Source organism: uncultured Sphingomonas sp., assembly GCF_964237335.1.
GTDB lineage: Bacteria > Pseudomonadota > Alphaproteobacteria > Sphingomonadales > Sphingomonadaceae > Sphingomonas.
Window position 1 is genome coordinate 149,183 of the sequence record NZ_CAXSHM010000002.1, and the last position, 23,876, is coordinate 173,058.

Consider the following 23,876-nt stretch of genomic DNA (forward strand, 5'->3'; position numbering starts at 1 on the left):
GGAACAGTGGCGGGTACGACCATCATCGCCGCACGGCATACAGGTGTGCGCCGGCCGGTGCGGGCAGCGGCATGAGCCAGCGCGGCTGGTGCGCGGTCGCGAGCCGACGTGCCATGGTCGCGGTGCCCGCGCCCATTGCGGACAGATCGCCGTCACAAGCCAGCACGTAGCGGACGTTCCACGCGTCGACGAGCGGACGTCCAGCGTCGCCCGACGGGCCAAGGAAGAAGCGATAGGCGGCGAGATTGCCCGCGTTGTCGCGATGATAGGGAGCCGACACGAGCCGCAGGCGTGTGGCCGCGATCGCCCAGGCGCCCGTGTCGATCGGGGCAAGCAACGTGCCAGGGGGCAGAACCGCGAGCCGGGCGATGACGGCCGGGGCCGAACAGCCGGTGTCGGCCGCTCCGCCCGATGCACGCGTGCCCGCCGCGGCGGCGATCGGGTAGAGCATCCCGGCCGAGGCGAGCCACGTGCCGGCCAGCGCCAGTGCCGATCGCGCCCGCGCGGCGACGATAGCGGCGGCGAGCGCCGGTGCGCCAAGCATCGCGCCCGCATAGGCACCGCGCAGCTGCATCGCCGTCACCAGCAACGTGGCGACCTGCACCGCGAGCAGCGTGGCCCAGGCGCGAGAGGGTGCCGTGCGCACCCGCCAGAGCGTCGCCACGAGCCCGGCGAGCATTACGCCGGCATAGCCGATCGCGGTGGCGATGGGCGCGGCGACCAGCGATTGCGCCTCGCCGACGTGCGACAGCCACAGCCGGACGAGCAGCGGATCGACGGCACCATAGGGCGCGAGGCAGCGCGGCGAGACCGCGACCGCCGCCACAGCCGCGCCGCCGCCGACGAGGATCGTGGCGATCCACCGCAGCCGGAGCGGAACGGGAGGACGCGCGAGCCCAACCGCGCCGAGCACCAACGCGCCCGCCCCGGCCACCGCCGCGGCGCGCCAGGCGTCGAGCGTGAAGCCGTCGCAGGCGGGATAGGCGAAGGCGTCGGGCGCGAACACGACGCGGCCGATCGCCAGCCCGGCGAGCGCGCCGACGGCCCAGCCGACGAGGCGGCGCTCCGCTCCGGTCTCCCCCGACGCCCAGCAGGCCGCCGCGGCGGCGCCCAGCACGCCCAGCAGCGGCGCGGTCTCCAGCCCGACCACCAGGCTCGCCGCCGCGCAGCCGCCCGCGGCGAGGCCGCGCCGCAGCGTCGGCGCGCCGATCGTCGCCAGCAGCGCGCCGAGCAGCAGCGCGAGCTGCAATCCATGGTGGTCGATCCGGCCGGGCAGGAAGATGGTGGTCGCGGGATAGGCGACCGCGGCGACGACGACGGCGGTGCGCGCCGGCCCCGGCCCCGCCACGGTGCGGGCGATGCGTGCGACGAGCGTCAGCGCCAGCGCGAACAGCGCGATCGGCCAGACGATCACCGCGGCAAGCTCGGCGGCGTGACGCCCGGCCAGCGGCATCGCCCCCTCGATCAGCGCGGCGGGGCCGAGGTCGGCAAGGCGCGACCAGTGCATCGGCACGCCTCCGCTTCCCGCTGCGCCAAGCCGATGCTGGGTAAGGTCCGACCAGCGCTGGCCGCCCAACCAGTCGCGCACCTGCTGCAGCCGCATCACGTCGTCGGTGTCGGGCAGGCGGAGCGTGGAGAGCGCCGGCCAATCGCGGATCGTCCAGCCGACGCCCAGCACGGCAGCGAGCGCGACGGCGGCGGCGATGTCGCCCTTGAGGCCGCCAGTCGGTCCGGATGCGCGGGTGCTCACGCGGCCAGGTTATAGCCGCGTGGTTAACGGCGAGTTATGCCCGCCGCCCTATCGCCGTCATCCCAGCGGACGCTGGGATCGCTTCGAGTGGCGGTTCATCCGTCGAACAGACCCCAGCGTCCGCTGGGGTGACGGGTGGGGCGATCGAGGCTCGTCACCGATCCCGCCGCCCCAACAACCGCAGCCGGAGCGCGTTCAGCTTGATGAAGCCGGCCGCGTCGCGCTGGTCGTAGGCGCCCTGGTCGTCCTCGAACGTCACCACCTTCTCCGAATAGAGCGAGTGCGGCGACTTGCGGCCGGTGACGGCGACGTTGCCCTTGTACAGTTTCAGCCGGACGGTACCCGTCACCTTCTCCTGGCTGTGATCGATCGCGGCCTGAAGCATCTCGCGCTCGGGGCTGAACCAGAAACCGTTGTAGATGAGCTCGGCGTAGCGCGGCGCGAGTTCGTCCTTCAGATGCGCGGCGCCGCGGTCGAGCGTCAGCTGCTCGATGCCGCGATGCGCGAGGTGGTAGATGGTGCCACCCGGCGTCTCGTACATGCCACGCGACTTCATGCCGACGAAGCGGTTCTCGACGAGGTCGAGCCGGCCGATGCCATGCTTGCGGCCGAGATCGTTGAGTGCAGCGAGCAGCGTCGCCGGGCTCATCGCCTGTCCGTTCAGCGCCACGCCGTCGCCGCGCTCGAAGTCGATCGTGATCGTCTCAGGGTTGTCGGGCGCGTCCTCCGGGTTCACCGTGCGCGAGAAGACGTAATCCGGCACCTCCTCCCACGGATCCTCGAGCACGCGGCCTTCGGACGAGGTGTGGAGTAGATTGGAGTCGACCGAGAAGGGCGATTCACCGCGCTTGTCCTTCGCGATCGGGATCTGGTGCGCCTCGGCGAACTCGATCAGCTTGGTGCGGCTCGTCAGGTCCCATTCGCGCCACGGCGCGATCACCTTGATGTCGGGAGCGAGCGCGTAATAGCCGAGCTCGAACCGCACCTGGTCGTTGCCCTTGCCGGTCGCGCCGTGGCTGACCGCGTCGGCGCCCACCTGGCGCGCGATCTCGACCTGGCGCTTGGCGATCAACGGCCGCGCGATCGACGTGCCGAGCAGGTACAGCCCTTCATACAGCGCGTTGGCGCGCATCATCGGGAAGACGTAGTCGGCCACGAACTCCTCGCGCAGATCCTCGATGAAGATGTTCTCAGGTCGGATGCCCAGCAGCTCCGCCTTATGGCGCGCGGGCTCCAGCTCCTCGCCCTGGCCGAGGTCGGCGGTAAAGGTGACGACCTCGCAGCCGTAATTCTGCTGCAGCCATTTCAGGATCACGCTGGTGTCGAGCCCGCCTGAATAGGCGAGGACAACCTTGGAGATGCCGCCGGCAGCGGAGAAATAGGGCATGGTCTGGGTATCGGGCATGCGGGCGCGCTTACGGCTCGCCCCCGCCGGACGCAACTCCGGCGCGAGCGTGGAGGCAGAACGGCCTCCAGCGATGTTCAGCGGGCGTGCAGCCTCCCGGCGGTAGCGGCCGGGCATGACGATCCGCATTCCTCCCGCGCTGGCGCTGGCCGGCCTATCTGCGCTCGCGCTGGCCGGCACCGTCCTCGCGCTGCCCGCCGCCGCACAGAACAACCGCGCCGGAGCGCTCGCCCTGGTGCGCAGCGAGTTCGCCGCGACCGACCTCGACCATGACGGGTCGCTCAGCCGGGCCGAGGTCGAGGCGCGGTTCGACCACATGAAGACGGCCAGCGCGACCCATCCGCTGACCCGTCAGCAGGCGCGCCAGCTGACCGACCTGTGGTTCCGCAGCACCGACACCAACCACGACGGCCGCATCTCGCTGGCCGAGTCGGAGGCGATGATGATGCAGACGTTCGATCGCTACGACACCAACCACGACGGCGTCATCAGCCCGGCCGAGCGCGCCGCGGCGGCGAAACACGGACCGACGCCGCCTACGGCGAGGCGGTAGACTGGCCGTCATTCCCGCCTACGTGGAGATGACGGGAGGAGCACCCATCAGCCGCGCCTCGTCCGCCGTCATGTAATCGCGCACGATCGGCAATGCGGTGCGGCTGCGGGAATATTGCAGTTGGTAGTTGCAGAGCGAGCCGTTCTCGAACGCGCAGGCCGCGCCGGCGAGGTACCAGGTCCACATGCGGTAGAAGCGCTCGTCGTACAGCGCGACGATCTGCTCCTTCGCCGCGACGGTGCGACGGTACCATTCGCGCAGCGTGTAGGCGTAATGCAGCCGCAGCACCTCGACGTCGGTCAGGAACAGCCGCGTCGGCTCGCTCGCGCGCACGATCTCCGACAGCGCGGGGTTGTAGCCGCCGGGGAAGATGTACTTGGCGGTATAGTCGTCAGTGACGCCCGGGCCGCCCAGCCGGCCGATCGTGTGCAGCAGCATGACGCCGTCGGGTGTCAGCAGCTTGCGGCACTGGCGGAAGAAGGTGCGGTATTGCGGCGGCCCGACATGCTCGAACATGCCGACCGAGACGATGCGGTCGAACGTGCCCTCCACCTTGCGGTAGTCGATCAGCTCGAACCGCACCTTGTCGGCGACGCCCGCCGCCTCCGCGCGGGCGCGCGCGACCTTCAGTTGCTCCTGCGACAGGGTGATGCCCAGCACCTCGGCGCCCGTATGCCGGTGCAGGTACAGCGCCATGCCGCCCCAGCCGCAGCCGATGTCGAGCACCCGCATGCCCGGCCGGATCGCCAGCTTGGCGGCGATGTGCGCCTTCTTGGCGCTCTGCGCCTCCTCCAGCGTATCGTCGGGGGAGCGGAAATAGGCGCAGCTATATTGCCGGTCCTCGTCGAGGAACAACGAATAGAGCCGGTCGGACAGGTCGTAATGATGCGCGACGTTGCGGTGCGATCGCCGTTCCATGTTGATCCGGCCGAGCCGGTGCCGCACCGCGCCCAGCATCCGCCAGCCGAGCGACGAGCTCAGATTGTCGGTGCCGCCCTCCCATGGGTCGTTGGCGGTCAGCAGGCGGACGAGGTCCATCGCCTCGCCGCCCTCCACGATCATCCGCCCGTTCATGTACAGCTCGCCCGCCGAAAGGCTTGGATTGCGTACGATCGCGCCGGCTACCCCTGTGTCGGCGAAGCGCAGCGTGACGTCGGGGAAGGCCGCGTCGGGGGTGCCGAACGTCACGGTCGCCGCGTTCGGGCGGAGGAGGGTCAGCGTGCCGCGCTTCACTGCGCGGCGCAGGAAAACATCGATCAGCGCCATGCGGGCGTCTGCTACCGTCCGTCGCGCGTTCGCGCTAGTCGAAGCCTCTCGCAATCGGAAAATCAGCATGATCAATTGGCACAGCTACGAGCCGTCGAGCGGCCACCGGCTGGCGCACGACCCGCTGAACGCGATCGTCGCGCCGCGCCCGATCGGCTGGATCAGCACGCTGTCGACAGATGGCGTCGCCAACCTCGCGCCGTACAGTTTCTTCAACCTGTTCAACTATCGCCCGCCGATCATCGGTTTCGCCTCGTCGGGCGGCAAGGACTCGCTCACCAACGCGCAGGCGACGGGTGAGTTCGTGTGGAACCTGGTGACGCGCGAGCTCGCCGAACCGATGAACGACAGTTCGGCAATGCTCGGCCCGGAAGTGGACGAGTTCGCCCTGACCGGGCTCGAACGCCTGCCCTCAACGCTCGTCGCGCCCGCCCGCGTCGCACGCAGCCCGGTGCAGTTCGAGTGCCGGGTGACGCAGGTGGTACAGCTCCACGCCGCCGACGGCCGCGGACTAGACCAGCACATGGTGCTGGGCGAGGCTGTGATGATCCACATCGACCCGGCGATGCTGGAGGACGGCGTGTACCAGACCGCACGCCCGCGCCCGATCACGCGCGGTGGCGGCCCGGCCGACTATTTCGAGGTCACGGCCGAGAGCCTCTTCAAGCTGCGCCGGCCGGGTTGATCGGCATCGGTGAGGCGGCACCGGCCCGCTCCCCCGCCCCGCCTCCCAAGACATTATCCTGACTGGGAGGTGGGGCGGGGGAGCGGGCCGGTGCCGCCTCAAACAGCGCCTCGGCGATCGCGACGGCGGTGGCGTGTGCATCGCCGGCTTCGGCCACGGTCACCGCCGGTTCGTCCGCCCCCGGCCGCTCCAGCGTCGCGAGCTGGCTGTCGAGCAGGCTGACGGGCATGAAATGGCCCGGCCGATGGATCATCCGGTCGCGCAGCGCCGCCTCGGGCACGTCGAGCATGACGAAACGGGTCGCGGGCGCCAGCGCCAGGATGCGGTCGCGATAGACGCGGCGGAGCGCGGAGCAGGTCGCGATCCCTTCCGGGTTGGCCGCCAGCCACGCGCCCACCTTGTCGAGCCACGGCCAGCGATCCTCGTCGGTCAGCGCGATGCCGGCGCTCATCTTGGCGATGTTGGCGGGCGGGTGCAGCGCGTCGCCCTCGCAGAAGGGCCGGTCCAGCAGCTTGGCGAGCGCGGTCGCCACCTGAGTCTTGCCGGCGCCGGACACGCCCATCACCACGATCGATCCCATCGCGCCGCCTTGCCACGGATCGTTCCGCCGAGCCAAGCACTCGGACGAACAGGGAGATATGCATGGCGCTCGCCGAACTCGGCCGCTTCGACCGCATGGCCGCGCACATCGTCGTCGGCCGGCTCGACAGCGAAGGCATCCCGGCGATCGCCTTCGACGGCGAATCGTCGGTGGGCGACGGCAGTTGGCTGCTCGTGCCGGTCAGGGTGATGGTGGACGCGGACGACCTGCCGGCGGCGCGGGCGGTCCTGGCCGCGCCGCCGCCGCCGGACTGGCCCGCGCCGCCCGAGTGAGTGCCCGATCGGCGCGCATGTGCGCCTCGTCTGCCCGAAAATCGGGCGTTCCGCATGCCGGGCGCTGCGATGTTGCCGATCGTGCCGAGACGTACTGCATGGCACGGGCTTTGCTGATACAGATCAGGGCATGAAGGGGATGGCATGAAGCTGGTGATGGCGATCATCAAGCCGTTCAAGCTGGACGAGGTGCGCGAGGCGCTCACCGCGATCGGCGTGGCGGGGATGACGGTGACGGAAGTGAAGGGATTCGGGCGACAGAAGGGGCAGACGGAGATCTACCGCGGCGCCGAATATTCGACCAATATGGTGCCCAAGATCAAGATCGAGGCCGTCTGCGACGCCGCCGTCGCGGAGCGGGTGGTGGAGGCGATCCAGGCGGCCGCGCACACCGGATCGATCGGCGACGGCAAGATCTTCGTCCTCGACGTCCACCAGGCCGTGCGCATCCGCACCGGCGAAACCGACGCGAGCGCGCTGTGAGGGCGGGTCGGATGCTGTCCGCCCGCCTGTTGCCCGTGCTGGGCCTCGGCGCCCTCGCGCTGCTCGCCGCCCATCCCGCGCTCGCGCAGACGCCGGGGGGCGCGGTCGGCGCTCAGATAGGGGGGCAGATCCCCAAGGCCAGCGTCGACAAGGGCGACGTCGCCTGGATGCTGGTGTCCACGCTTCTGGTGCTCATGATGTCGGTTCCCGGCCTCGCGCTGTTCTACGGCGGGCTGGTGCGCACCAAGAACATGCTGAGCGTGCTGACGCAGGTGCTGATGATCGTCTGCCTCGTCGCGGTGATCTGGGTCACCTGGGGCTATTCGGAAAGCTTCACCGCCGGGCCGACCTCGCTATGGGGCGGCTTGTCCAAGGTCTTCCTCAAGGGCGTCGACGCGAACAGCCAGGCGGCGACCTTCTCCAACGGCGTCTACATCCCCGAATACGTCTACATCTGTTTCCAGATGACGTTCGCCTGCATCACGCCGGCGCTGTTCGTGGGCAGCATCGCGGAGCGGGTGCGCTTCTCGCCGCTGATGCTTTTCGTGGCATTGTGGGTGACGTTGGTCTATTTCCCGATCGCGCACATGGTCTGGTATTGGGAAGGGCCTGACGCGGTCGCCAGTGCCGCGCTGAAGGGCGCCGCCGCGCTGGACGCGGCGAATGCGGATGCGGGCTGGCTGTTCCAGAAGGGCGCGCTCGATTTCGCGGGCGGCACGGTGGTCCACGTCAACGCCGGCATCACGGGCCTCGTGCTCGCGATCCTGATGGGCCGCCGGGCGGGCTTCCCGCGCGAGCCGATGCCGCCGCATTCGCTGACCATGACGATGATCGGCGCGTCGCTGCTGTGGGTCGGCTGGTTCGGGTTCAACGCGGGGTCAAACCTCGAGGCGAACGGAGTCACGGCCGTCGCGTTCATCAACACCTTCGTCGCTACCGCCGCGGCGGGACTGTCGTGGCTGCTCGTCGAGCAGGTGGTGCGCGGCAAGCCGTCGCTGCTCGGCGCGGCGTCGGGCGTCGTCGCGGGGCTCGTCGCCATCACGCCGGCGTCGGGCTATGCCGGGCCGATGGGATCGGTGGTGCTGGGGCTGCTCGTCTCGCCGATCTGCTTCTTCTTCGTCTCTACGGTGAAGACGCGGTTCGGCTATGACGACAGCCTGGACGTGTTCGGCGTCCACTGCATCGGCGGCATCACCGGCGCGATCTTGACGGGCGTGCTCGCCGCGCCCAAGCTGGGCGGGCAGGGCATCGCCGACTATGCGAGCAAGCCCGGCACGCTCGTCCCCGGCGCCTATCACATGGGCGCGCAGGTGTGGATCCAGTGCCAGGCCGTCATCGTGACGCTCGCCTGGTCGGCGATCGGCGCGACGATCCTCTATCTCGCCATCGACAAATTGTGGGGGTTCCGGGCGAGCCTGGATACCGAGCACGAGGGCCTCGACATCGCCGAACATGGCGAGCGGGCCTATCATTACTGACTGATCGGCGGGGGCGGCGTCACGCCGCTCGCCGCCCACCGACGTTCCTCCTGCGGAACCCTCTGGCCCGGTGCGGCGACGCACCGGGTCCTTTTTCGCCTGACGGATTCGATTTTGATCCGCTCGCGCGGAAGCGGCACTGGCCCGCTCCCCCGCCCGGCCTCCCACAGCGTATCCTGAATGGGAGGCCGGGCGGGGGAGCGGGCCGGTGCCGTGCTGGTCCGGTTTCGCCGGACCAGCCTAAAGACGCACGACCTCGCTGATGTCGGGTGGCGGCGCGAGGCCCTCCGCGATGGCGATCGCCTCGGGCGAGGCGGCGGGCGCGAGGCGGCGGACGTCGAGCGCGTCGACGCCGACGATCGGCACGCGGCCGCCTTTCCCACCGGTCTCGACGACGATGCCGGCGGGCGTGGCGCGGACCGCGCCCCAGTCGATCTCGCGCGCCACCAGCCGATTGCCGTTCGCCCGGACCAGCGCCAGCCGCGCCCCGTTGCCGCCCCCACCGCCGCCGACCAGCGCCGCCGCGCCGTCGTGGCCGACCACCGCCGCTTGGGGGGCAAAGCCGGGCAGGGCGGCGGCCGCGCCGTCCATCGCCGCCGCCTCGTCGTCCAGCCGCGCACCCCGCCGCCCACGCCGCAGCAGGCCCGCCGCCGCGACGATGGCGCTGAACAACCCCCCGCCGATCGCGAAAAACTCGACCGGGATGCCGGCTACGTCGACCGTCATCCCGCGGCCAGCGCGTCGAGCGTCGGGCGAATGCCGCCGAGGTCGTAGCCCGCCGCCGCGCCCTGTGCGACCAGCCCGGTCGGGTCCGCTCCCGCCTTGGCACGGGCCAGCGCCCATAGGTTGCACGATCGCGTGCCCGAACGGCAGAAGGCGAGCACCGGGCCGTCGGCCTCCGCCAACACCCGCGCCATCGCGTCGAGCTGCGGGTGCGAGAAGCCCGCGTGCGTCACCGGAATTTCGGCGTAGGACAGCCCCGCCGCCTCCGCCGCCGCGCGCACCGCCGCGCCCGACGGCTGGCCCGGCTCCTCGTCGTCCGGCCGGTTGTTGACGATGCCGACGAAGCCCGCCGCCTTCACCGCGGCGATCATCGCGGGCGTCACCTGCGGCGCGACCGAGATGCGGTCGTCGATACGCCTGATGTCGGGGAGCCTGATGTCGGATATGTCAGTCATGCCGCCTCGCGGATCACCTGCAGGAACGCGTCGCCATAGGCGTCGAGCTTGCGCTCGCCCACCCCCGCAATGCGCGCCAGCGTGCCGCGGTCGCCCGGCCGCGCGGTCGCCATCTCGCGCAGCACCGAGTCGTGGAAGATGACATAGGGCGGTACGCCCGCCTCCTGCGCCAACTCGCGCCGCCGGGTGCGCAGCGCCTCGAACAGCGGATCGCCGACCGGATTGTCGGGCGAGGCACCCGCGCCGCGCCGCCGCCGCTCGCGCTTGGGCTGCTCGACAAGCGCCAGGCTGTCCTCCCCCTTCAGGATCGCGCGCGCGCCGGGACCGAACTCCAGCCCGCCATGCTCGTTGGCGCGCAACGCGTCGCGCAGCAGCAGCGCGCGCGCGACCGGCTTGATGAGCGCCGCCTCCGCAGGGCTGCTCGCGATGCCGAACACGCCCAGCGCCTCGTGCCCGTTCATCAGCGACCGCTCGGTCGACTGTCCGGTGAGGATCGCCTCCACATATCCGACGCCAAAGCTCTGCCCCGTGCGAAACACCGCGGAGAGGACCTTCCTCGCCACCTCCGTCGCATCCAGCGACCGCGGCGGGTTGAGGCAGTTGTCGCAATTGCCGCAGGTCGCCGGCGCGTCGTCGCCGAAATGCGCGAGCAGCACGCGGCGCCGGCAGCCGGGCGTCTCGGCCAGCCCGGCCAGCGCGGCCAGCCGCGTCCGCTCGCCCGCCTGCCGCTCGGGCTCGAGCTCCGCCACGCGGCTGCGCGCGCGCGCGAAATCGTCCGCGCCCCAGAACAGGTGCGCCACCGCCGGATCGCCGTCGCGTCCGGCGCGGCCGGTCTCCTGGTAATAGGCCTCGATCGACTTCGGGAGCCCGGCGTGGGCGACGAACCGCACGTCGGGCTTGTCGATCCCCATGCCGAAGGCGACGGTCGCGCACATCACCATGTCCTCCGACGCGACGAACGCGGCCTGGTTGCGCGCGCGGACGGCGGGATCGAGCCCGGCGTGATAGGCCCGCGTCGGCCGGCCGGTGGCGGCGAGCGCAGCAGCCATCTTCTCCGTGCCCGCGCGGCTTTGGACATAGACGATGCCCGCGCCCGGCGTGGCGGCGATCACGTCCGCGATCTGGCGGGTCGTATTGTCCTTTGGGCTGATCCGGTACTGGATGTTGGGCCGATCGAAGCCCGAGACGATCAGGCCGTCCTGCGGAATGCCGAGCTGGTCGAGGATGTCGGCACGGGTATGCGCGTCGGCGGTGGCCGTGAGCGCCAGCCGCGGCACGTCGCCGAAATGGTCGAGCAGCGGGCGCAACAGGCGATAGTCGGGGCGGAAATCATGGCCCCATTCGCTGACGCAATGCGCCTCGTCGATCGCGAACAGGCTGAGCCTCGCCTGCCCCAGCATGTCGCGGAACGAGGCGTTCGACGCGCGTTCGGGCGCGACGTACAGCAGGTCGAGCTCGCCGGCACGAAAGCGCGCGCGCGTCTCGGCCTGGTTCTCGTCGACGCTCGTCAGCGTCGCGGCCCGGATGCCCACCGCCTCGGCGGCGCGCAACTGGTCGTGCATCAGCGCGATCAGCGGCGAGACGACCACGCACGTCCCGTCCAGCATCGTGGCCGGCAACTGGTAGCAGAGCGACTTGCCTGCCCCGGTCGGCATCACCGCCAGCGTGCGGTTCCCGGCGAGGACGCGGTCCACCACCTGCCGCTGGACGCCGCGGAAGTCGGAGAAGCCGAAGACGCGCTGGAGAGTGGGAAGGGGGTCCATCGTTCCCGTACCTAGGGGTTAAGGTCTCGAAGCGGAAGCGAAACGGGACTTGTTCTTCTCTGAATGTTAGCCTATTAGCTAACAGACTAAGGATTTTGCATGGACTCCGTTTTCGACGCCCTGGCGCATCCCACGCGCCGCCGCATCCTGGAGCTGCTGAAGCGCGGCGGCCGGAGCGCGGGCGATCTGGCGGATGCTTTCGCCGTCTCCAAGCCGACGATGTCCGGCCACTTCGCCAAGCTGCGCGCCGCAGGGCTGATCCAGGCCGAGCAGCGCGGCGCGAGCACGATCTACACACTCAACCTCTCCGCGCTGGAGGAGGTGATGATGGGGTTCATGGGCCGGCTGCGGGTCGGCGAGGCGGATCCGGGCGAGGCGATCGAGGGGAGGAAGGCATGAGCTATCGTGGCATGAGGATCGCGTCGGTGGTGGTGGTGGCCGGGATGGCCGCGGTCGCGGCGGCGGCGCTTCAGCGGCTGCCATCGGGTGCGCAACTGCCGGTGCACTGGGACCTTGCCGGGAATGTCGACCGGACGGAGGATGCGGCGTACGCGCTGTTCCTGCCCGTCGGGCTGACGGCGTTGGTCGGCGGGCTGATGGCCGCGCTGCCTGTGCTCGAACCGATGCAGCGGCAGCTCGCGCAGAGCGCGCCGCTATATCGGACCGCCTGGGCCGCGGTGCTGGCTGTTCTCGCGCTGACCGAGGTCGCGATCGCCGCGCCGGCGTTCGGGCTGGCGCGGCCGACGATGCTGCCGCTGGCGGGGGCGGGGCTGGCGCTGGTCGCGATCGGCAACATGCTGCCCAAGTCGCGGCCCGGCTTCTTCGTGGGCATCCGCACGCCGTGGACGCTGACCGATCCGGAGAACTGGATCGCGACTCACCGGTTGGGCGCGCGCACGATGATGGCCGCCGGTGTGCTGACGATGGCCGCGGCGGTCGCGCCGGCGACGATGCGGGCGCCGCTGGTCGTCGGCGCGGTCGCGCTGTGCCTGGCGCCCGTGCCTTATTCGTGGTGGCGATGGCGCCGGTCCGCTCGGGCCTGAGCCAGACCTCCATCAGGTCACGTGCATTTTGCTGGAATGCGCAAGACCGGAAACGGAACAACGGGTGGACGATGGGTCGGGAACCATGGTCAGGATGAAGGCGAGAGGCATCGGGGTCGAGACGCCCGCTTGTCCTTCCGGCCAGATCGACGCAGTCTCGCGCCGATCACGGGGGAAGGCGACATGAGGCGGATGATCGGGCTGGCGGCGCTGCTGCTGGCGGGCCAGTCGACCGCGCAAAGTGCGGCGGCGCCCGGCGCTCCCCTGCGTCCCGGTGAGATCGCGCTGCACATCGTCGCCCGCGGCGAGGTGACGACGCGCGCCGACCGGATCACGCTGTCCGTGTCTGTGAACGGTGGTGGCCGCACGCTACCCGAAGCGCGCGCCTCTGCCGATGCAGGCGTCGCCCGGCTGACGGCAGCGCTGATCTCCGTGGGCGTCGATCGCGCGTCGATCGTCGCGCCGGTCGGGACAAGGCTTAGCTTCGACGATCCGATAGAACGAAGCGCGGCGATGGTGCAGGCTCTCGCGGACGGAAACATCAGCGGCGGTCGCGTGGCTCAACGAACGACGGCGACGACCTTACGCGTGACGGTGCCCGACCGCGCGACGCTCGACCGAGCGATGCAGGTCATGGCCGCTCAGGAGGGCGTAAGCTCGCCAACGCCCAAGCCGATGCTGCGCGACGAGGCGGCGGCGCGCCACGCCGCGGTGGCGGCAGCGATGGCACGCGCGCGGCACGACGCGGACGATTATGCCGAGCCGCTGGGCCTGAAGGTCACGCGGATTACGGCCGTCGCGAACTCGACCGGGCTGGTCGACGGCGGGGAGGTGTTCACCAGGATAGTGAACGAGTTCCAGGACAAAACCGCGGAACCCGACGCGGTGACGACGCGCGCGACCGCGGCGGTCGACTTCGTGCTCGCCCCGCGCTGATCCATCGCGGACCGCCGCGCGAGCCGGCGCGTTCATCCGGCCAGAGGAGACCGGCGATGCGCCCAACTGCCCGAGACGTCCGCGACGATCCCGCCGAGCAGCGCTATGAGCTCGCGGTGGGCAGCGGCGATACCGCCTATGCCGCCTACGACCTGGCGGGCGACACGATCACCTTCACCCACACGGCCGTGCCCGCCGACCGGCAGGGCGAGGGGCTGGGCACGGTGCTGATCCAGGGCGCGCTGGACGACGCGCGCCGGCGCGGGCTGGGGGTGATCCCGCAATGCCCGTTCGTCGCCGCCTATATGAACGGGCACCCCGAGACGCAGGATTTACTGGTGACCGGGGACTGACCCGCTCCCTCCGTCACCCCAGCGAACGCTGGGGTCGCTCCCTAATGAAGCGATGCCAGCCTGCGCTGGCATGACGGATGAGAGGACCCCGGATTATGCCTCCGCCGTCTCCAGCGCCGGATAGTCGATGTAGCCTTCCGGTCCCTGGCTGTACCAGGTCGGCATGTCATCCTTCGCCAACGCTGCCCCGCTGCGCAGGCGTTCCGGCAGGTCGGGGTTGGCGATGAACGGTCGACCGAAGCTGATCGCGTCCGCCACGCCCGAGTCGAGCGCCGCCTGCGCATTGTCGTCGTGATAGTCCGAGTTCAGCACCAGCGGCCCGGTGAACGCCTCGCGGATGCGGGGGCTGAGCTTGGGCACGTCCGTCTTGCCGAAAGTGCCGTTCGGGCCCGGCTCGCGCAGTTCCAGGAAGCCGATGCCGATCGCTTCCAGTGCCTTTACCGCCGGGATGAACACGGCCTCCGGGTCGCTGTCGTCCACGCCTTGCGAGTCGCCGTTGGGGGACAGGCGGATTGACGTGCGGTCCGCGCCCGCGACCTGTGCGACGCGCTCCACCACTTCGCGCATCAGGCGGATGCGGTTCTCCGGGCTGCCGCCGTACTGGTCGATGCGCTTGTTCGCGTTGTCGCGCAGGAACTGGTCGATCAGATAGCCATTGGCGCCATGGACCTGCACGCCATCGAAGCCGGCGGCGATCGCGTTGCGGGTAGCGCGTGCGTAATCGTCGAGGAGGCGCGGGATCTCGGCGGTGTCGAGCGGGCGGGCGGTCTCGAACTCCTGCTTGCCCTCGTAGGTGTGCGCTTGGCCGGCGGTGCGCGTTGCGGAGGATGAGACGGGCTGGCCTCCGATGACGGACGAGTGGACCTGGCGGCCCATGTGCCACAATTGCGCGACGATGCGCCCGCCGGCGCCATGGACCGCCTGGATCACCGGCTTCCACGCCTCGACCTGCTCGTCCATCCAGAGTCCCGGCGCATAGGGCCAGCCGAGCCCTTCCCGACTGATCCCGGTCGCCTCCGAGATGATGAGCCCGGCGCCGGCGCGCTGGCTGTAGTAATCGGCCATGATCGGCGTCGGCACATGCGCGCGGGTCGAGCGCCCGCGGGTGAGCGGCGCCATCAGGATGCGGTTGGGCGCATGGATCGCGCCGAGCTGGATGGGATCGAACAGGCTGGGCATCGCCGAGGGAACTCCAGTGATTGCGGACGCCAGATGGGACCGATCGCGGTCCGGTGCGAGCGTCGCGACGGGCAAGAAAAGCTGTCGCGCGCACAACCTACCGCAAGGCCCAGGGTTGCGCCCGGTGATGACGTGGGCCGGGACAGCGCCCGCCTGGTGGAGTAAGGAACTGCCATGATCGATTTCGCCCCCGCCCCGCTGCCCGCCGACCCGACGTTGGAAGAAGTGCGCGCCGCGCTCGCCCCCGGCATTGCCGCCAACGCGGCGTTCGACGGCTGGGGCGCGGCGGCGCGGGAGATGGCGGCGGATGGCCTTGGCGTCGACCGCGACGTCGCGCGGCTCGCGCTGCCCGACGCGCTGGTGATGATCGAGGCGTGGTTCGGCCACATCGACGTCGGCATGGCGGCGGCGTTGCCGGCCGAGGCGCTGGCCGGCATGAAGATACGCGAGCGGATCACCGCGCAGATCGAGGCCCGCCTCGCAATCGCCGCGCCCGACCGCGAGGCGCTGCGCCGCGCGCTGGCGATCCTGGCGCTGCCGACCAACGTGGCCCGCGCAACGCGGCTCGGCTGGCGCACCGCCGACCTGATGTGGCGCCGCGCGGGCGACACCGCGACCGACCTCAACCACTATACCAAGCGCGCGACCCTGCTGGCGATCTATGCCGCGACGGTGGCGGTGTTCGTGGGCGACGACAGCGAGGGGCAGGCGGACACGCGCGGTTTCCTGGCGCGACGGATCGACGGGCTGATGCGGTTCGAAAAGGCCAAGGCGAGTTTCCGGGCGCGGACGGAGCACCAGCCGAGCCTGTCGCGGTTCGTGGGACGGCTGCGGTATCCGGTGGGGTAGGAGAGTTCTGATCGTAAGACGTAATCAGGGCGAATGGATCGGCCACGTGGGAAGTCGGCTTGCGCTCAGTTGCAGACACATCGGCAGCAAAGCAGTTATCCCGAAAGCAGCCGTTGAGTTTGATAGCGAGGCTGCCATGAATGATTCGTCTGCTTGGGACATCAACTGATGCTAGTTATTGCTGTTCTGGCCCTCGCCGCAACAAAAAGCTGTCGGGTCGAGGACTCGCTCTATGCCCTGCGCCACAAGTCTGCGGTCACTGCAACATTTCGTCGTGTCGACAGCGGCCCGGATTGGCCAGCCGGGGTCGCGCTCGCCATCCGTTTTGGCGATACAGGTAGAACTTATTGGTGGCTGCCTTGGGCAGGGGGAACAGACGATAAACAAAACATCGCATCTACGACCGACGTGACTCAACCAAACTGGCGACCGCCGTCCCCCGGTGGTGGACCTCGCCCGCTGGGAGACATGGAATATGTTGGTACAAACGCAAGTTATGACGTGATCGACAACATTCCGCGACGCGGCGATATCGCTCCTGCACACATGCTGTTCACGTCGTTAGGCGATACCGCATGGCATTGGAGCACGACGCAGCGTGATAGTGCACCTAAGCAGTTCTTTGACCTTGTTGGGTGCAAGTCCGACTCGAAGCGCGGCGGATCGACGTCGGCTAACCGCGTCGTTAGACCATAAGCTGCTGTTCTGCTCGTCACCAAAGCACGGCATCCGTTTGCTCGTGCCTCCCATTGCGACCCGCTCGCAAGAAAGTGCTGGCGTCGGCTTGTCGCGAGTGATAATCGCTCGCAGATGGATATGTCCGCTCGCATCGTCGCCGATATCGTGCTCAGCCCCTCCTCGCTGAGCCTGGAGTCGTTGCCGCGCCACCAGCGTGCGACGGTGGCGGATATCGACTGGGCGCGGCTCGCCGAGCCGGAGGCCAAGCGTCTGCGCGAGTTCGGGTTCGACGCCGGTGTCGCGGTCGAGGTGCTCCACCGTGCGCGGCTGGGTGGCGGGCCGATCGCGTGCCGCATCGGCCGCATGACGGTAGCGCTTCGCCGCGCGGTCGCGGGCGCGATCCACGTCGCCCCGCTGGCCGCCTGACATTGCCCGGCGCATGTACCTCTTTCCGTTCGGGCTGAGCCTGTCGAAGCCCTGCCCTTGTTCAGTCCGCCGGGAAACAGAGGCAGCGCTTCGACAAGCTCAGCGCGAACGGGCTTAGGGTCGCCATGAACCACGCGCCGCTCGTCGCGCTCGTCGGCAATCCCAATGCCGGCAAGAGCGCGCTCTTCAACGCGTTGACCGGCGCGCGGCAGAAGGTGGGCAATTATCCGGGCGTCACCGTTGAGCGCAAGGCGGGCCGCTTCGCGCTGGACGACGGCCGCCCGGTCGAGCTGGTCGACCTGCCCGGCGCCTACAGCCTCGATCCCGCGAGCCCCGACGAGCGGGTGACGCGCAACGTCGTGCTGGGCTCCCAAGCGGGCGAGCGGCGGCCGGACGCGATCGTGTGCGTGGTGGACGCGTCCAACCTCGACAACCACCTGCGCTTCACGCTGCAGCTCATTGCGCTGGGGCTGCCCGTGGTGGTGGCGCTCAACATGATCGACCTCGCCGAGCGCGACGGGCTGGTGCTTTCCCCCGACGTGCTGGCGCGCGAGCTCGGCGTGCCGGTGATCCCGACGGTGGCGGTGCGGCGGCGCGGGCTGGACGCGTTGCGCGAAGCATTGGGGCAGGCGCTGGCCCGCAAGCCGGTGGCGGCGACCACTGCCGCGCCGGACGACATCGCGCTGCTCCAGCGGCAGGCGCGGCGGCTGTCGCAGGCGGCGACCGTGTCGGAGACGCCGGTGCGCCGCTGGGGCCATGCGTTCGACCGTGTGGCGCTTCACCCGGTGTTCGGGCTGATCCTGCTGGCCGTCATCCTGTTCGTCATGTTCCAGTCGGTGTTCACCTGGGCACAGGTGCCGATGGACGCGATCACCGCCGGCTTCGCCGCGCTGACAAGGGGCGTCGACGCGGTGATGCCCGATTCGGTATTGCGCTCGCTGTTGACCGACGGCGTGATCGCGGGCGTCGGCGCGGTGATCGTGTTCCTGCCGCAGATCCTGATCCTGTTCGCGTTCATCCTGCTGCTGGAGGCGTCCGGCTACATGGTGCGCGCGGCGTTCCTGATGGACCGGATCATGGCCGCGGTCGGGCTTTCGGGGCGCGCATTCATCCCGCTGCTGTCGTCCTTCGCCTGCGCGGTGCCGGGCATCATGTCGACCCGCACGATCGAGGACGAGAAGGACCGGCTGACGACGATCCTGATCGCGCCGCTGATGACGTGCTCCGCGCGGCTGCCCGTCTATACGCTGGTGATCGGCGCGTTCATCCCCGCCCGGCAGGTCGCGCCGCTGGTGGGGCTGCAGGGGCTGGTGATGTTCGGCCTGTACGTGCTGGGCATCGTCGGCGCGTTCGTGGTCGCGCTGGTGCTGCGGCGGACGGTGACGAAGGGGCAGTCGTCGGGTTTCATGATGGAGCTGCCCAAATACCAGATGCCGCGCCCGCGCGACGTCGGGCTGGGGCTGTGGAGCCGCGCGGTGATCTTCCTGAAGCGCGCGGGCACGACCATCGCCTTCACGACGATCATCCTGTGGGCGCTGCTGAGCTTTCCCAAGCCTCCGGTCGGCAGCACGGCGTCACCGGTCAGCTACTCGATCGCGGGGCGGATCGCCGACGGGATCGAGCCCGCCTTCCGCCCGATCGGCTTCAACCGCGACATCGTGCTGGCGCTGATCCCGGCGATGGCGGCACGCGAGGTCGCGGTGTCGGCGATCGGCACCGTGTACGCGATCGACAATCCCGAAAGCGAGCAGGGCGGCAAGGCGATGCTGGCCAATCTGCGCGGCCGCTGGAGCCTGCCCACCGCGCTTGCCTTCCTGATGTGGTTCGTCTTCGCGCCGCAATGCATCTCGACGATCGCGGTCACGCGGCGGGAGACGAACGGGTGGAAGTGGCCCGCCTTCATGGTTGGCTATCTGTTCGCACTCGCCTACGTTGCCGCAGGCATCACATACTGGCTCGCGACCGCCGCGGGCCTCTAGGGGTTTGGAATGGCAGGCAGCGTCAACAAGGTGATCCTGGTGGGCAATCTGGGCAAGGACCCGGAAAGCCGCAGCTTCCAGAACGGCGGCAAGGTGGTGGAACTGCGCATCGCCACGTCCGAAAGCTGGAAGGATCGCAGCTCGGGCGAGCGCAAGGAAAAGACCGAGTGGCACACGGTCAAGGTCTTCAACGAGGGCCTGGCCACCGTCGCCGAGAAGTATCTGCGCAAGGGCAGCAAGGTCTATATCGAGGGCGCGCTGACGACGCGCAAATGGCAGGACCAGTCGGGCGCGGACAAATATTCGACCGAAGTGGTGCTCCAGGGCTTCAACAGCGTGCTGACGATGCTCGACGGACCGGGCGGTGCTCAGGGAGGCGGTGGTGGCGGCGGCCGCTCGGGCAGCGACTTCGGCGGCGATGACGACTTCGGCGGCGGTGGCGGCGGCGGCGGCGGTCGTCCTTCCGGTGGTGGCTATGGCGGCGGAAGCCGGAGCGGCGGCGGCGCGGCTGCCGGATCGGGCGGCGGCGGGGGCCAGCGCGGCGGCTTCGCGGACGATCTCGACGACGACGTGCCGTTCTGATCGGAAGGGCGCGTGAGCGTTGAGGGGAGCCAGCCGCACCGGACCGCGGACGCGGAACGCATCGCCGCGGAACTGATCGGCAGGGGACCGGGCACCGATCCGTTCGTCGCCGCCGTGCGCGCGACCCGCATGCCGCTGGTGATCAGCAATCCGAGTCTGCCCGACAACCCGGTGGTGTTCGCGAACGACGCCTTCTGTCAGCTGAGCGGCTATTTGCGCGAAGAGATCGTGGGCCGCAACTGCCGGTTCCTTCAGGGTCCCGACACTGACCCGGCGACCGTCTCGCGCATCCGGACAGCGATCCGGCAAGTCGAGCCGCTCGAGATCGACGTCCACAACTATCGCAAGGACGGCGAGCGTTTCTGGAACCGGCTGTTCATGGCGCCGGTGTTCGATGCCGAGGGCGCGCTCGCCTATTTCTTCGCGAGCCAGGTCGACGTGACGCTTGAGCGCGAGCGGCTGGTCGGGCTGGAGAACGACAACGCGGCGCTGATGGCGGAGCTGACCGGCCGGCTGCGCGACGGCGAGGAGCGCGAGCGCGAGCTGGCGTTCACGTTGAAGGCGGGCGGCTTCGGCACCTGGAGCATGGAAGCCGGAACGCTGACGATGACGGCGTCCGACATGTGCAAGACGATCTTCGGCCGCCCGCTCGACCGGCCTTTCACCCATGAGCAACGGCTGGAGGCGATCCATCCCGAGGATCGCGCGCGCAACCAGGCGGAAGTCGACCGGTGCGTCGCGGAAGGATCGGACTTCTCGATCGAGTACCGCATCCATCGGCCGGGCCCGGACGGGCAGGACGGCGAGATGCGCTGGGTCGCGTCGCATGGCCAGCCCTTCTTCGGCGCCGACGGCCGGCTGCGGCGGATCGCGGGCGTGTCGGTGGACGTCACGGAGCGCCGCCGCGAAGAGGCCTTCGCCGCCGCGCTGATCGCGCTCGGCGATGCCTTGCGCGACGGGACGGAGCCGGCCGCGATGGCCTATGCCGCTGCCGAGGTCATCGGCCGCACGCTACAGGTCGATCGCGTCGGCTATGGCCTGGTCGATCCGATGGCCGAGACGATCACGATCGAGCGCGACTGGAACGCGCCTGGCGTCCGCACGATCGCCGGCCAGCTCCATTTCCGTGATTACGGATCGTACATCGAGGACCTGAAGCGCGGCGACACCGCGATCGTCGAGGATGCGCGGCTCGATCCGCGCACGTCCGCCACCGCGCCCGCGCTGGAGGCGATCGCCGCGCGGGCGTTCATCAACATGCCGGTGACCGAGGAGCGCGGGTTCGTCGCGCTGCTGTACTTGAACCACGGCAGGTGCCGCATCTGGCACCCGGACGAGCTCGCCTTCGTCCGCGAGGCCGCCGAGCGTACCCGAACCGCGACCGAGCGCCGCCGCGCGGAGCACGAGCTCGCCGCGCTCGCCGCGTCGCTGGAGCAGCAGGTTGTGGAGCGGACGGCCTCGCTCCAGACCGCGGAAGAGGCGCTGCGCCAGTCGCAGAAGATGGAGGCGGTGGGCCAGCTGACCGGCGGTGTCGCGCATGATTTCAACAATTTGCTGACCGTGATCCGATCCGCGACCGATCTGTTGAAGCGCCCCGGCCTGTCGGACGAACGCCGCGCGCGCTACATCGACGCGATCTCCGACACCGCCGACCGCGCGGCCAAGCTGACCGGGCAGTTGCTCGCCTTCGCGCGGCGCCAGGCGCTGAAGCCCGAGACGGTGGACGTCGGCCGCGCTCTGGACGCGATCTCCGACATGCTGGGCACGCTCACCGGCTCGCGCATCGCGATCGCGATCGCCGCGCCGGGTGAGCCGTGCTTCACCCATGTCGATCCCAGCCAGTTCGACACCGCGCTGGTCAACATGGTGGTCAATGCGCGCGACGCGATGGACGGGGAGGGCCGGATCGGGATCGCGGTGCGGACCGTCTCCGGCATCCCGGCCCTGCGGGCGCATCCGGCGCAGAAGGGCGATTTCGTCGCGATCTCGATCACCGACTCGGGCGCGGGCATCGCCGCCGACCGGATCGAGCGCATCTTCGAGCCGTTCTACACCACCAAGGGGGTCGGCCAGGGAACGGGCCTGGGGCTGAGCCAGGTGTTCGGCTTCGCCAAACAGTCGGGTGGCGACATCGCCGTCGAGAGCCCGGCCGGAGCGGGCGCGACCTTCACCCTGTTCCTGCCCCGCACCGCCGCTCCGGCGCCGACGTCGGTGGAGGACGCCGCCGACGTCCGGCTCGCCGACGGGCACGGCACCCGCGTGCTGGTGGTGGAGGACAATGCCGACGTCGGCCGGTTCACCACCCAGACGCTGGAGGAGCTGGGCTACGAGACGGTGTGGGCGGCCAATGGCGACGAGGCGCTGGCGGAGCTCGACCGCGCGGCCGGACGCTTCGACGTCGTCTTTTCCGACGTGGTGATGCTGGGGATGAACGGCATCCAGCTCGGCGAGGCGATCCGCGCCGCCTATCCCGGTCTGCCTGTGGTGCTGACGTCGGGGTACAGCAACGTGCTCGCGCAGAACGGCACCCACGGGTTCGAGCTGCTGCACAAGCCCTATTCCGTCGAGCAGCTGTCGCACGTCCTGCGGGAGGCGACCCGCGGCGGATGAGCGCGCCGGTCCGGCGACGCGTCCGACGGGCGGGGAAGCGGCGCGACCCGCTGGTGCCGGCGATGCTCGCGATGCTGGCGGGCGCCGTGCTGGTCCTGGTCGCGGTGCTGCTGGGGAACCTTGGCCGGCGGCCGCGGCCGCCGCGCCATGCGCTGACGATGGACGAGGCCCGCGCGGTCAACGCCGCGATCCCGTTCGATCCGGCTCCGCTGGTCGCGGCGCATCCGTTCGTCTTCCACGGCGGACCGGCGGCGCGCGAGCAGGCGATCGGCTGCCTCGCCACCGCCGCCCGCTACGAGGCGGGCGACGATGTGCGCGGGCAGCGCGCGGTGATGCAGGTGGTGCTCAATCGGGTGGCGGCGCCGGGCTTTCCCAAGACGGTGTGCGGCGTCGTCTATCAGGGCGCGGCGCTTCCCACCGGCTGCCAATTCTCGTTCGCGTGCGATGGATCGCTGACCCGGCGGACCGAGCGGACGGGATGGCATCCGGTCCGGCTGCGCGCCGCGCACGCGCTGGCGGGGACGGTGTTCCGGCCCGTCGGCACGGCGACGCACTACCATGCCGACTGGACGGTGCCGTGGTGGATCGGATCGCTCGACAAGATCGCCGGCGTCGGCCCGCATTTATTCTATCGGCGACCCGGCCATGCGGGCGGCGACCACCCACGATGACACGCCCGCCGGGCTGATCCGGGCCGTGAAGCCACAGCCCGACACGCCGGCGGCTATTGCAGCGGTTCGCTGTCGGGCGCGTCGCCTGTGCGCTGGTCGACGTCGATATGGAGGCGGCTGCCGAGCATGGCGAGCGCGGCGGCATAGCTGCGGCGACGCGTCTCATACGCCGCGAACGCCGCCTGCTCGTCCGGCACCAGCGCGTAGCCCACCCCCGCCAACCGCTCGCGATGACGGCGGAACCGCGCGGGATCGGCGAGGTCGTCGGGCTCGACGCCGCCGACCGCGAATTGCGCCGCCATGTCGCCCAGCATCCGGGCACCGGTGCGCAGCACGAAATGCGCGCCCGCCCGCGCCGTGTCCGGCGGGTCGGCGACACTCGCATCGAGCAGCGCGGCCGCGTCCAGCACCGCGCCCAATGCGGCCAGCCACTCGCACCGCTCGTCGTTCGAGCGGAAGAACAGCAGGATCGGAAAGGCGCGGTGGCTGATCGCGATCTCGGCGGCCCAAAGCTCCCACGCCTCGAAGAACGGCCCCAACCGATCCTTGATCCCTTCGCGCGCATAGGTCTCCAGGATCGCGATGCCGGCGGGCGGCAGAGTGACATGCGACTCGAGGCGCAGCACCAGCGTCTCGCGCCTTCCATAGCCGGACTGGATCGAGATCACGAAGGTCGCCACGACCGTCACGATCGCGAGGCCCGCGACCGAGCAGACCAGCACCGCCATCCGCGTCGGATAGCCATGCACCCGGCCGTTGACACCCAGCGTCGAGAAGGCGGAGCCGGCGGCGTAGATCGCGTCGCCGATCGTCGGGAGCGCCGGCTGGAAACTGCCCCGCTCGGCCCAGAATACCAGGCCGAAGCCCAGGATCAGCAACGCCGTCCACACCATCAGCATCAGGACGAGCATCAGCGGCGCAAGGCTGGCGCGCACCGTCTGGCGCAGCCGGGGGCGGGGGATGCGGTTCGCCACCGCCTGCCAGCCTGCGAACATCAGCGCCGTCAGCACCGGCCCGACGCGCAGCACGCGGGTGTTGGCGCGCGGCACCAGCAGCGAGCGGAAGATGTCCGCCGCCGTCACCAACACGAGTACGCCACCGAGCAGGCCGATCACCCAATCCGTCATGAGGCGGCG

At 70.0% G+C, this 23,876-nt stretch carries 24 protein-coding genes; 15 read left to right on the plus strand and 9 right to left on the minus strand.

Translation table 11 applies throughout. The features are described 5' to 3' along the window. Window positions 1–22: 22 nt before the first annotated feature. Both ACFE65_RS02150 and ACFE65_RS02155 read right to left on the minus strand, forming a co-directional pair. Window positions 23–1,750 (minus strand): hypothetical protein, encoded by a 1,728-nt coding sequence (locus ACFE65_RS02150; RefSeq protein ID WP_375380687.1) that lies wholly within the window; start codon window positions 1,748–1,750, stop codon window positions 23–25. A 154-nt stretch (window positions 1,751–1,904) separates the two neighbouring features. Further along, window positions 1,905–3,137, minus strand: coding sequence for an argininosuccinate synthase (locus tag ACFE65_RS02155; RefSeq protein WP_375380767.1), 1,233 nt, complete (start codon window positions 3,135–3,137; stop codon window positions 1,905–1,907). Between the two features lie 133 nt (window positions 3,138–3,270). Between ACFE65_RS02155 and ACFE65_RS02160 the strand changes: the two genes are divergently transcribed. Beyond that, complete coding sequence (locus ACFE65_RS02160; RefSeq protein ID WP_375380688.1) at window positions 3,271–3,708, plus strand: EF-hand domain-containing protein; 438 nt, start codon at window positions 3,271–3,273, stop codon at window positions 3,706–3,708. Between the two features lie 18 nt (window positions 3,709–3,726). Here the strand turns inward: ACFE65_RS02160 and ACFE65_RS02165 are convergent, their stop codons facing one another. Next, window positions 3,727–4,974, minus strand: coding sequence for a class I SAM-dependent methyltransferase (locus tag ACFE65_RS02165; protein WP_375380689.1), 1,248 nt, complete (start codon window positions 4,972–4,974; stop codon window positions 3,727–3,729). 67 nt (window positions 4,975–5,041) lie between these two features. Between ACFE65_RS02165 and ACFE65_RS02170 the strand changes: the two genes are divergently transcribed. Further along, on the plus strand, window positions 5,042–5,659 hold the full coding sequence (locus ACFE65_RS02170) for a flavin reductase family protein (protein WP_375380690.1): 618 nt from the start codon (window positions 5,042–5,044) through the stop codon (window positions 5,657–5,659). Here ACFE65_RS02170 and ACFE65_RS02175 read toward each other — a convergent pair. Next, the gene (locus tag ACFE65_RS02175) at window positions 5,637–6,239 is read right to left on the minus strand and encodes a gluconokinase (protein WP_375380691.1); all 603 of its coding nucleotides are present in this window, start codon (window positions 6,237–6,239) and stop codon (window positions 5,637–5,639) included. The two genes, ACFE65_RS02170 and ACFE65_RS02175, sit on opposite strands and share 23 nt — an antisense overlap. 62 nt (window positions 6,240–6,301) lie before the next feature. Between ACFE65_RS02175 and ACFE65_RS02180 the strand changes: the two genes are divergently transcribed. The 3 genes from ACFE65_RS02180 (at window position 6,302) to ACFE65_RS02190 (ending at window position 8,493) form a co-directional block, all read left to right on the plus strand. After that, a complete protein-coding gene (locus ACFE65_RS02180; protein WP_375380692.1) occupies window positions 6,302–6,532 on the plus strand; it encodes a DUF2007 domain-containing protein in 231 nt (76 codons plus the stop codon). A 144-nt stretch (window positions 6,533–6,676) separates the two neighbouring features. Continuing rightward, window positions 6,677–7,015 carry a P-II family nitrogen regulator gene (locus ACFE65_RS02185; RefSeq protein ID WP_375380693.1) on the plus strand — a complete coding sequence of 113 codons (339 nt, stop codon included), beginning with the start codon at window positions 6,677–6,679 and terminating at the stop codon, window positions 7,013–7,015. Window positions 7,016–7,026: 11 nt separating this feature from the next. Continuing rightward, on the plus strand, window positions 7,027–8,493 hold the full coding sequence (locus tag ACFE65_RS02190; protein ID WP_375380694.1) for an ammonium transporter: 1,467 nt from the start codon (window positions 7,027–7,029) through the stop codon (window positions 8,491–8,493). 240 nt (window positions 8,494–8,733) lie between these two features. On the opposite strand, the gene ACFE65_RS02195 is transcribed toward ACFE65_RS02190, so the two are convergent. Genes ACFE65_RS02195 through recQ form a run of 3 tightly spaced genes read right to left on the minus strand, consistent with a single transcriptional unit; the run spans window position 8,734 to window position 11,434 of the window. Further along, window positions 8,734–9,219, minus strand: a complete 486-nt coding sequence (locus ACFE65_RS02195) for a hypothetical protein (RefSeq protein ID WP_375380695.1) — start codon at window positions 9,217–9,219, stop codon at window positions 8,734–8,736. Then, window positions 9,216–9,671: a TIGR01244 family sulfur transferase gene (locus ACFE65_RS02200; RefSeq protein ID WP_375380696.1), complete on the minus strand. Its 456-nt coding sequence runs from the start codon at window positions 9,669–9,671 to the stop codon at window positions 9,216–9,218. Before ACFE65_RS02200 ends, ACFE65_RS02195 begins: the two co-directional genes overlap by 4 nt. After that, window positions 9,668–11,434, minus strand: a complete 1,767-nt coding sequence (gene recQ, locus ACFE65_RS02205; RefSeq protein WP_375380697.1) for a DNA helicase RecQ — start codon at window positions 11,432–11,434, stop codon at window positions 9,668–9,670. Before recQ ends, ACFE65_RS02200 begins: the two co-directional genes overlap by 4 nt. A 99-nt stretch (window positions 11,435–11,533) precedes the next feature. Between recQ and ACFE65_RS02210 the strand changes: the two genes are divergently transcribed. The 4 genes from ACFE65_RS02210 (at window position 11,534) to ACFE65_RS02225 (ending at window position 13,766) form a co-directional block, all read left to right on the plus strand. After that, a complete protein-coding gene (locus tag ACFE65_RS02210) occupies window positions 11,534–11,833 on the plus strand; it encodes an ArsR/SmtB family transcription factor (RefSeq protein WP_375380698.1) in 300 nt (99 codons plus the stop codon). Continuing rightward, window positions 11,830–12,477: an SdpI family protein gene (locus ACFE65_RS02215; protein WP_375380699.1), complete on the plus strand. Its 648-nt coding sequence runs from the start codon at window positions 11,830–11,832 to the stop codon at window positions 12,475–12,477. The genes ACFE65_RS02210 and ACFE65_RS02215 overlap by 4 nt, the downstream gene beginning before the upstream one ends. 183 nt (window positions 12,478–12,660) lie before the next feature. Beyond that, window positions 12,661–13,413 carry an SIMPL domain-containing protein gene (locus ACFE65_RS02220; RefSeq protein ID WP_375380700.1) on the plus strand — a complete coding sequence of 251 codons (753 nt, stop codon included), beginning with the start codon at window positions 12,661–12,663 and terminating at the stop codon, window positions 13,411–13,413. A gap of 56 nt (window positions 13,414–13,469) precedes the next feature. Beyond that, a complete protein-coding gene (locus ACFE65_RS02225; protein ID WP_375380701.1) occupies window positions 13,470–13,766 on the plus strand; it encodes a GNAT family N-acetyltransferase in 297 nt (98 codons plus the stop codon). A gap of 93 nt (window positions 13,767–13,859) precedes the next feature. Here the strand turns inward: ACFE65_RS02225 and ACFE65_RS02230 are convergent, their stop codons facing one another. Further along, the gene (locus ACFE65_RS02230; protein WP_375380702.1) at window positions 13,860–14,945 is read right to left on the minus strand and encodes an alkene reductase; all 1,086 of its coding nucleotides are present in this window, start codon (window positions 14,943–14,945) and stop codon (window positions 13,860–13,862) included. A gap of 174 nt (window positions 14,946–15,119) precedes the next feature. On the opposite strand from ACFE65_RS02230, the gene ACFE65_RS02235 reads away from it, so the two are divergent. The 6 genes from ACFE65_RS02235 (at window position 15,120) to ACFE65_RS02260 (ending at window position 22,740) form a co-directional block, all read left to right on the plus strand. After that, complete coding sequence (locus ACFE65_RS02235) at window positions 15,120–15,794, plus strand: COQ9 family protein (protein WP_375380703.1); 675 nt, start codon at window positions 15,120–15,122, stop codon at window positions 15,792–15,794. Between the two features lie 810 nt (window positions 15,795–16,604). Further along, a complete protein-coding gene (locus tag ACFE65_RS02240; protein WP_375380704.1) occupies window positions 16,605–16,898 on the plus strand; it encodes a ferrous iron transport protein A in 294 nt (97 codons plus the stop codon). 125 nt (window positions 16,899–17,023) lie between these two features. After that, entirely contained in the window at window positions 17,024–18,877 is a 1,854-nt protein-coding gene (locus tag ACFE65_RS02245) for a ferrous iron transporter B (RefSeq protein ID WP_375380705.1), read from the plus strand. A gap of 9 nt (window positions 18,878–18,886) precedes the next feature. After that, a complete protein-coding gene (ssb, locus tag ACFE65_RS02250) occupies window positions 18,887–19,459 on the plus strand; it encodes a single-stranded DNA-binding protein (protein WP_375380706.1) in 573 nt (190 codons plus the stop codon). 12 nt (window positions 19,460–19,471) lie between these two features. After that, window positions 19,472–22,069, plus strand: coding sequence for a PAS domain-containing protein (locus ACFE65_RS02255; RefSeq protein WP_375380707.1), 2,598 nt, complete (start codon window positions 19,472–19,474; stop codon window positions 22,067–22,069). Next, entirely contained in the window at window positions 22,066–22,740 is a 675-nt protein-coding gene (locus ACFE65_RS02260) for a cell wall hydrolase (RefSeq protein WP_375380708.1), read from the plus strand. Before ACFE65_RS02255 ends, ACFE65_RS02260 begins: the two co-directional genes overlap by 4 nt. A gap of 53 nt (window positions 22,741–22,793) precedes the next feature. Here ACFE65_RS02260 and ACFE65_RS02265 read toward each other — a convergent pair whose 3' ends face one another. Next, on the minus strand, window positions 22,794–23,867 hold the full coding sequence (locus tag ACFE65_RS02265; RefSeq protein ID WP_375380709.1) for a hypothetical protein: 1,074 nt from the start codon (window positions 23,865–23,867) through the stop codon (window positions 22,794–22,796). Window positions 23,868–23,876: the final 9 nt, after the last annotated feature.